A 7,897-nucleotide genomic window follows, 5' to 3' on the forward strand; every position below is an offset into this window, starting at 1 on the left:
CGACATCCGACGCCATTCATGGCCATATCAATGATTTTCTGGTGCGTACCGGGCTGAGAGGCGGTGTAAGTGAACTGTAGTTGCCATGTTTTACGGCAATGAGAGCAGAGATAGCGCTGATGTCCGGCAGTGCTTTTGCCGTTACGCACCACGCCTTCAGTAGCGGAGCAGGAAGGACATCTGATGGAAATGGAAGCCACGCAAGCACCTTAAAATCACCATCATACACTAAATCAGTAAGTTGGCAGCATTACCCATAAATTCAACGCCGCGAAAACCACACTGCGCAGCTTTCTCAAAACGGGCGAGAAAATCATATTCACCAAATAACATCGATAAATTAGCAGAGAAACGTAACATAATTTACCTCCCTTATTCATAGTGCATGAAGCAGGTTTCAGTCGGTGCGTCCACTGCGTTATCGGCGATATCTTCAAATTCCATGACGTTATCCAGTTCGCTGCCCATCGAAATATTGGTCACACGCTCGAGAATAACTTCCACGACTACCGGTACCCGATATTGCGCCATTAAGGCTTTCGCCTGTTCAAAGGCTGGCGCAATATCTTCCGGTTTGAAGACGCGAATCGCTTTACAACCTAAACCTTCCGCTACTTTTACGTGGTCGACGCCGTAACCGTTCACTTCGCTGGAGTTGATATTCTCGAAAGCGAGTTGCACGCAGTAGTCCATGTCAAAGGCGCGTTGTGACTGACGAATCAGGCCGAGATAGGCGTTATTCACCAGCACATGGATGTACGGAATGTTGAACTGCGCGCCAACGGCTAACTCTTCAATCAGGAACTGGAAGTCAAAGTCGCCAGAAATCGCCACCACATTGCGTTTCGGATCAGCGGCACAAACCCCTAGCGCAGCCGGAATCGTCCAGCCTAACGGACCAGCCTGACCACAGTTGATCCAGTGGCGGTCTTTAAAGACATGCAGCATTTGTGCCGCAGCGATTTGTGACAGACCGATGGTGGTGACATAACAAACATCGCGACCAAAGGCTTTGTTCATCTCTTCATACACGCGCTGCGGTTTCACCGGCACGTTGTCGAAGTGGGTTTTGCGCAGCAAAGTGCGTTTGCGCTGCTGGCAGTCGGCGACCCATTCTTTACGACACGGCAGACGACCCGCTTTTGCATCTCCTGCGCCACTTCAACCAGCAGTGTCAGCGCCGCTTTAGCATCAGAGACAATGCCGAGATCCGGACACAGCACGCGACCAATTTGCGTCGGCTCAATATCGATATGAACGATTTTGCGCCCTTCGGTGTATTTCTCTACCGAACCGGTATGACGGTTAGCAAAACGGTTACCGATACCAAACACCATGTCGGACGCCAGCAACGTTGCGTTACCGTAACGATGCGCGGTTTGCAGGCCGACCATCCCGGCCATCAGTTCATGATCGTCCGGGATACAGCCCCAGCCCATCAGCGTTGGGATCACCGGAACGCTGGTCAGTTCAGCAAACTGTTGTAACAGTGCAGCTGCGTCAGCATTGATTACCCCGCCCCCGGCAACAATCACCGGACGTTCGGCCTGGATTAACATTTCTACAGCTTTTTCGATCTGCATACGGCTGGCAGCAGGTTTGTAGACCGGCAGCGGTTCGTACATGTCAGGATCAAACTCGATTTCCGCAACCTGAACGTCGAACGGTAAATCCACCAGTACCGGACCCGGACGACCAGAACGCATCAGGTGAAATGCCTGTTGCAGCACGCGAGGCACCAGCGCCGCTTCACGAACTGTAACAGCCATTTTGCTGACCGGTTTAGCAATTGCTTCAATATCTACGGCCTGAAAATCTTCTTTATGCAGACGGGCGCGCGGTGCCTGGCCGGTAATGCACAGAATAGGAATGGAATCAGCAGAAGCGGAATAGAGCGCGGTGATCATGTCCGTGCCCGCAGGACCGGAAGTCCCCAGACATACGCCGATATTCCCTGCCGTTGCGCGGGTATAACCTTCCGCCATGTGCGAAGCACCTTCCACATGACGCGCCAGAATGTGACGAATACCGCCGTGCTTACGCATCGCTGAGTAGAACGGATTGATTGCAGCTCCCGGAACACCGAAGGCGGTGGTGATACCTTCTTTCTCCAGCACATACATTGCCGCGTCAACGGCTCTCATTTTTGCCATTTTATTCCCACCCCTATTTATTGGAAAATTTTTCCAACTTTCAAATTTTGTCAAAAAAACCCGCTCCGCAGAGCGGGATGCGACAGACATTATGGATGTGCTTTCAGTCCCAACGCCGTGCTGATATCGCGGGCGGTGTCTCTGACCAGCTCACCCTGACTGACAAAACGATCTTCTGTCAGTCTTGATGAAGGCCCGGAGATGGAGATAGCGGCAACAACGCTACCGACATCATCGTAAATTGCTGAAGCTATGCAATTCAGACCTACAACATGCTCTTCTTTATCTACGGTATAGCCCAGTTCACGCGCTTGTTCCAGGTCCTTCAGCAAGGTGGGCATATCCACAAGCGTAGTTGGCGTAAACTGCTGCAAACCGGTTTGCAGAATGATGCTCATCAACTCCTCTTCCGCCAGCGGATAAAGCAGCGCTTTGCCCGCACCGGAAGCATGCAGCGGCAGACGACTGCCCAGTGGCGCACACATCCTGACCATTGATTTACACTCTAACTGACCAATTAATACTGCTTCATTGCCGTTACGGATCGCGACATTGACCGTTTCGCCGGAAAGTAACATCAGGCGGCGCATAAACGGCCCGGCGACGGAGAGGACATCGCGGTTATGGATGTACGCCGCACCGACGTTAAAGACACCTAATCCTATATGCCACCAGCCTAATTGACTTTCCTGATAGACAAAATCCGCTGCTTGTAAAACCTTCAGCAAGCGAAAGGTCGTGGAGAGCGGCAAATCCAGATTGAGAGAAATATCGCTAACCGACGAACTTCCCCCACTTTTTTCCAGATATTGCAGAATCGCAATTCCCCGCTCTAACGCCTGTGCGCCCTTCTGTGCCACAGGCTCCGCCTGTCCTGGCCTGCCGCGCCGTCTAACTTCCGTCATACCTACGTTAACTCCGACCTACAAGTGAGCATAAACAATGAACAATTAGTTTATCTTATGCAAGTCGGTTGCAGGCGTCACGCAAAACAGAGTTCCTGTTCAGGAATACTTTCAACATCACAGTTGTCACTGCCGCCGCGATCGATGGTCAGAAAATCGGTGACGCGCTGCCAGGCGAAAAGTGGGTGATGCCAGACGTTACGATGGTAATTCACTCCCTGTTCGCCGTTGGTGATAAACGCCCGCAGCGTTGACAGGTCTGGTTTGTCGTCGCCTAACGCCACGACCACCACAAACACTTCACCTTTCATCGGGATAAAGGCCTGAGTGCCCAGCGGATGACGTTCGAGTTCGTGAATGGTCAGCGGCAGATTCGCCGGTTGCGCGCGGTTAATGCTAATAAGCGTACGGTCTTGCTCAAGAATCTCAACCAGCGCCAAATCGTGGTAACGCTCCACCAGGCCATTGTTAATATGGAAAAAATCCCGTTGCTGAGTTTCGATTACGTCGCCATAAGCACTAAAGGCTTCCTGACTTAACGGTAATACCTGAAGTTTCATCTTTTTGTCCTTGTAACATAATTCCGTTCAACCACCGCCGACCGGTCAGCTTGGTTTCAATAACAGGCAATCTAAAACCTTAAGAGAACAACATCAATACAAAAGTTGGAATATTTTTCCAAAACCAGATTTAGTCCACAAATTGAACAGGGTTATCATGTAAAAATACTGATAAATCAGAGGATAAGAAAATCACGCAACTTGCGGATTTAAAAGGGGATACCTGAAGATGTTCGATCCAGAAACCTTGCGGACTTTCATTGCGGTTGCTGAAACAGGAAGTTTTTCAAAAGCGGCAGAACGATTATGTAAAACCACGGCGACGATCAGTTATCGCATTAAACTTCTGGAAGAGAATACCGGAGTAGCGCTGTTTTTCCGTACGACTCGTAGCGTAACGTTGACAGCGGCTGGCGAGCATCTACTTTCCCAGGCCAGAGACTGGCTGAGCTGGCTGAGCTGGCTGAGCTGGCTGGAAAGTATGCCCAGCGAGCTGCAACAGGTGAATGATGGCGTGGAACGCCAGGTGAATATTGTCATCAACAACCTGCTCTATAACCCCCAGGCCGTCGCCCAGTTGCTAGCGTGGCTGAATGAACGTTACCCCTTTACCCAGTTTCACATCTCCCGACAAATCTATATGGGCGTCTGGGACTCGCTATTGTACGAAGGTTTTTCGCTGGCTATCGGCGTCACGGGAACTGAGGCGCTGGCAAATACCTTTAGTCTTGATCCCTTAGGATCGGTGCAATGGCGATTTGTCATGGCGGCGGATCATCCGCTGGCGAACGTTGAAGAGCCGCTAACAGAAGCGCAGTTGCGTCGCTTTCCGGCGGTCAATATTGAAGACAGCGCCCGCACCTTAACCAAACGCGTCGCCTGGCGATTGCCAGGGCAAAAAGAGATTATTGTTCCTGATATGGAAACGAAAATCGCCGCCCATCTGGCGGGCGTTGGCATTGGTTTTTTGCCAAAATCGCTTTGCCAGTCAATGATCGATAATCAACAACTGGTCAGCCGGGTAATCCCAACGATGCGCCCTCCTTCGCCATTGAGTCTGGCATGGCGCAAATTTGGCAGCGGCAAAGCGGTAGAAGATATTGTGACCTTGTTTACCCAGCGCAGGCCGGAAATCAGCGGATTTTTAGAAATTTTCGGCAACCCACGCAGTTAAAAATCAAGTTTCCTTGCGCGTTGGCGCGTAAAATAGCGCGCAAGCTGATTTGAGGTTCACTTTTAACTATGCAAGAGAGACACACGGAACAGGACTATCGTGCCCTGCTGATTGCTGATACGCCCATTATTGATGTTCGCGCCCCTATCGAGTTTGAGCAAGGCGCAATGCCCGCCGCTATCAATCTGCCGTTAATGAATAACGATGAACGCGCCGCCGTTGGCACCTGCTATAAACAGCAAGGGTCAGACGCGGCGCTGGCGCTGGGGCATAAACTGGTGGCGGGTGAAATTCGTCAGCAGCGCATAGACGCCTGGCGGGCAGCGTGCCTGCAAAATCCGCAAGGTATTCTCTGCTGTGCCCGTGGCGGTCAACGCTCACATATTGTGCAAAGCTGGTTGCATGCAGCGGGGATTGATTATCCGCTGGTGGAAGGCGGTTATAAGGCACTGCGCCAGACCGCGATTCAGGCGACTATTGAACTGGCACAAAAACCGATAGTGCTGATTGGCGGTTGTACCGGCAGCGGTAAAACGCTGTTAGTGCAGCAACAGCCGAACGGTGTCGATCTGGAAGGGCTGGCGCGTCATCGCGGTTCGGCGTTTGGTCGCACGTTACAACCACAACTTAGCCAGGCGAGTTTTGAAAATCTGCTGGCTGCCGAAATGCTAAAAACCGACGCCCGTCAGGATTTGCGCCTGTGGGTGCTGGAAGATGAAAGCCGGATGATCGGTTCGAATCACCTGCCGGAATGTCTGCGCGAGCGAATGACTCAGGCGGCGATTGCGGTGGTAGAAGATCCGTTTGAGATCCGTCTTGAACGCCTGAACGAAGAGTATTTCTTGCGTATGCATCATGATTTTACCCACGCGTACGGCGACGAACAGGGCTGGCAGGAATATTGCGAATACCTGCATCACGGACTTTCGGCTATTAAGCGTCGGCTGGGGTTACAGCGCTATAACGAACTCGCTGCCCAGCTGGATACGGCGCTGACAACGCAACTCACCACCGGCAGCACCGACGGTCATCTGGCCTGGCTGGTGCCGTTACTTAAAGAATATTACGACCCAATGTATCGCTATCAGCTTGAGAAAAAAGCGGAAAAAGTTGTCTTTCGCGGTGAGTGGGCGGAAGTGGCGGAATGGGTTAAGGCGCGGTAATGAGGGACGTATTTGTATTAGTCGCGACTTGATCTGACACATGGCCTTGAAAGGTTGAGAGTTACCGGTTTTGATATGAGTGTCGAATCCTTATCCAAAACAAGAGGTAACTCTCATGCTTCATACTGCCAATCCCGTCATCAAACACAAAGCCGGTTTGCTCAATCTGGCTGAAGAACTCAGCAACGTATCAAAAGCCTGTAAAATCATGGGCGTTTCGCGTGATACGTTTTATCGTTACCGCGAACTGGTCGCTGAAGGCGGTGTGGATGCGCAGATTAATCGTAGTCGCCGCGCTCCTAACCTTAAGAACCGTACCGATGAGGCAACTGAACAGGCTGTTGTTGATTACGCCGTCGCTTTCCCGACACATGGTCAGCACCGGGCCAGCAACGAGCTGCGTAAACAGGGGGGTTTTATCTCCGACAGTGGTGTCCGTTCTGTCTGGTTACTCCATAACCTTGAGAATCTCAAAAGACGATACTGAACAAATTTTATCAGGTGACGTTCCGTAAAAAGTTGTATGGAGTTCTCGATGCAGTCGGCGCGACTATCAGTACCCCCGCTGAACCCTGGACTATCGGGCCGCCGTACTGGGGCATGTCACCCTGGCGTGCCGCTGGTTTTCCGCTAATGGTTTATTTCCTCTTTCTTTCCCGGCAAGAATTTATTTTAATCCGGAAGGATTATTTATTTTCAGATAGGGACTCACATTAAACACGTAACATTTTAATTAATGCATGGCTGAATATGTATTACACAATGTCAGATATCGTAAAAGACCAGTGCAATTCTATGTAAACTCTCTGACTGTTCATTTTATTTGTTGTTTCAGGGTCGGAACTCACCCTCAATAAACAACTGAATACGAGTAGATATTCATCGTCTGAGCTATATGGCTTTACACAATAGCCGACATGTCTTTTCTCAGTCAGGAATTTTACTTTTCCTCACTACGAAGTTGACGACTTCGATATGGGATAGACTCTTAATTCAAGCAATTACTCTGCACAAGCATCAGGCAATCCAGCTCCAATATTTGTTATAAAATAATGCGTAACATTAATTTCACCAACAAAAAAAGGTTTACACCATCCCCTTGCCCTGGTATCTTACCATATTTACACCACACTTTTTTTGTATCTGGATCATTCTTTGATACGATTTTCGCCACTTGTTCCCTGGCCCTCACTGTCAATGTTTTCTTAAACCTACCCCCATCATCATTTGTTAGGGAAAAATAAGAAAAAAAATAATCATCTTCTACATTTGTGTATATTGATATATCCACCGCTACGTGCGAAAAAAAAATCTGGGAGCCATGTAAAAACTCCATCATTTTCTGGTATTGCCATATAGTTTATGTAATGTTTACTTACAAGAGATTCATCTTTGTATAAATAAAGATAAGTAATTACGCATAAAACAACAATGATTATAATAGCAAAAATAAATATTATCATCTTTGATAGATTACTTGAGATAGCCAGCATCTTGTAAAGCCTTTATCGTTTTTTTATGCTCTGGATTAATATAATCACTACATCTATCTGAGCAATCTGTTGTTGATGGACATGTCAACCCATGGTCATTTACAGCCAAGTCTTTTTTATTATCTTCAATCATTTCAGAATGGGATAGCTTTACTTTTCTGCCGTACATACCGAACAGATTTAACCCGTAATCTCTAATCTCTTTTTCATAACCCAGCCCTTTCGCCGATCGGCTAACACCAGCGTCATTTAATTTAGACACTCGACAAAATGCCATACAATGGAAAAATTGATCAGTCCCACCTAAATTTAATCTCTTCATAAGTATGGTGATGCTGCCAACTTACTGATTTAGTGTATGATGGTGTTTTTGAGGTGCTCCAGTGGCTTCTGTTTCTATCAGCTGTCCCTCCTGTTCAGCTACTGACGGGGTGGTGCGTAACGGCAAA

At 49.0% G+C, this 7,897-nt stretch carries 8 protein-coding genes and 5 pseudogenes; 4 read left to right on the top strand and 9 right to left on the bottom strand.

What is annotated here, in order from left to right; genetic code table 11:
* From BFF42_RS06950 to allA, 5 genes and pseudogenes are all read right to left on the bottom strand, one after another.
* Positions 1 to 200 (bottom strand): IS1 family transposase (locus BFF42_RS06950; RefSeq protein WP_001638972.1); only part of this gene is annotated, 200 nt, incomplete at its 3' end.
* Positions 201 to 255: 55 nt separating this feature from the next.
* Positions 256 to 360, bottom strand: a pseudogene (locus tag BFF42_RS06955) (hydroxypyruvate isomerase); the annotation flags it as partial.
* A 12-nt stretch (positions 361 to 372) separates the two neighbouring features.
* Positions 373 to 2,153, bottom strand: a pseudogene (gene gcl / locus BFF42_RS06960) (glyoxylate carboligase).
* An 89-nt stretch (positions 2,154 to 2,242) separates the two neighbouring features.
* On the bottom strand, positions 2,243 to 3,058 hold the full coding sequence (gene allR / locus BFF42_RS06965) for an HTH-type transcriptional repressor AllR (protein WP_000141280.1): 816 nt from the start codon (positions 3,056 to 3,058) through the stop codon (positions 2,243 to 2,245).
* 77 nt (positions 3,059 to 3,135) lie between these two features.
* Positions 3,136 to 3,618, bottom strand: a complete 483-nt coding sequence (allA, locus tag BFF42_RS06970) for an ureidoglycolate lyase (protein ID WP_000776388.1) — start codon at positions 3,616 to 3,618, stop codon at positions 3,136 to 3,138.
* A gap of 229 nt (positions 3,619 to 3,847) precedes the next feature.
* Between allA and allS the strand changes: the two genes are divergently transcribed.
* The 3 genes and pseudogenes from allS to BFF42_RS06985 all read left to right on the top strand — a co-directional run.
* The gene (gene allS, locus BFF42_RS06975; RefSeq protein ID WP_039060036.1) at positions 3,848 to 4,792 is read left to right on the top strand and encodes an HTH-type transcriptional activator AllS; all 945 of its coding nucleotides are present in this window, start codon (positions 3,848 to 3,850) and stop codon (positions 4,790 to 4,792) included.
* 68 nt (positions 4,793 to 4,860) lie between these two features.
* The gene (mnmH, locus tag BFF42_RS06980; RefSeq protein ID WP_001157963.1) at positions 4,861 to 5,955 is read left to right on the top strand and encodes a tRNA 2-selenouridine(34) synthase MnmH; all 1,095 of its coding nucleotides are present in this window, start codon (positions 4,861 to 4,863) and stop codon (positions 5,953 to 5,955) included.
* Between the two features lie 115 nt (positions 5,956 to 6,070).
* Positions 6,071 to 6,436: pseudogene (locus BFF42_RS06985) on the top strand (helix-turn-helix domain-containing protein); the annotation flags it as partial.
* A gap of 58 nt (positions 6,437 to 6,494) precedes the next feature.
* Here BFF42_RS06985 and BFF42_RS28225 read toward each other — a convergent pair.
* The 4 genes and pseudogenes from BFF42_RS28225 to BFF42_RS06995 all read right to left on the bottom strand — a co-directional run.
* Positions 6,495 to 6,590, bottom strand: a pseudogene (locus tag BFF42_RS28225) (hypothetical protein); the annotation flags it as partial.
* A gap of 407 nt (positions 6,591 to 6,997) precedes the next feature.
* Positions 6,998 to 7,294: a hypothetical protein gene (locus BFF42_RS28540; RefSeq protein WP_472926156.1), complete on the bottom strand. Its 297-nt coding sequence runs from the start codon at positions 7,292 to 7,294 to the stop codon at positions 6,998 to 7,000.
* Positions 7,212 to 7,448: a YbbD-related protein gene (locus BFF42_RS06990; protein ID WP_032293407.1), complete on the bottom strand. Its 237-nt coding sequence runs from the start codon at positions 7,446 to 7,448 to the stop codon at positions 7,212 to 7,214. The genes BFF42_RS28540 and BFF42_RS06990 overlap by 83 nt, the downstream gene beginning before the upstream one ends.
* Positions 7,429 to 7,770 (bottom strand): annotated as a pseudogene (locus BFF42_RS06995) (RHS repeat-associated core domain-containing protein); the annotation flags it as partial. The gene BFF42_RS06990 and the pseudogene BFF42_RS06995, both read right to left, overlap by 20 nt.
* 61 nt (positions 7,771 to 7,831) lie before the next feature.
* Between BFF42_RS06995 and BFF42_RS07000 the strand changes: the two are divergent.
* The coding region (locus BFF42_RS07000; RefSeq protein ID WP_096257578.1) for an IS1 family transposase at positions 7,832 to 7,897 on the top strand (66 nt) is incomplete at its 3' end.

Source organism: Shigella sp. FC1661, assembly GCF_001712525.1.
Lineage (GTDB): Bacteria > Pseudomonadota > Gammaproteobacteria > Enterobacterales > Enterobacteriaceae > Escherichia > Escherichia coli.

Coding starts and splice junctions, on each gene's coding strand:
- allR (WP_000141280.1), bottom strand. CDS start 3,058: ATGACGGAAGTTAGACGGCGCGGCAGGCCAGGACAGGCGGAGCCTGTG.
- allA (WP_000776388.1), bottom strand. CDS start 3,618: ATGAAACTTCAGGTATTACCGTTAAGTCAGGAAGCCTTTAGTGCTTAT.
- allS (WP_039060036.1), top strand. CDS start 3,848: ATGTTCGATCCAGAAACCTTGCGGACTTTCATTGCGGTTGCTGAAACA.
- mnmH (WP_001157963.1), top strand. CDS start 4,861: ATGCAAGAGAGACACACGGAACAGGACTATCGTGCCCTGCTGATTGCT.
- BFF42_RS28540 (WP_472926156.1), bottom strand. CDS start 7,294: ATGATGGAGTTTTTACATGGCTCCCAGATTTTTTTTTCGCACGTAGCG.
- BFF42_RS06990 (WP_032293407.1), bottom strand. CDS start 7,448: ATGCTGGCTATCTCAAGTAATCTATCAAAGATGATAATATTTATTTTT.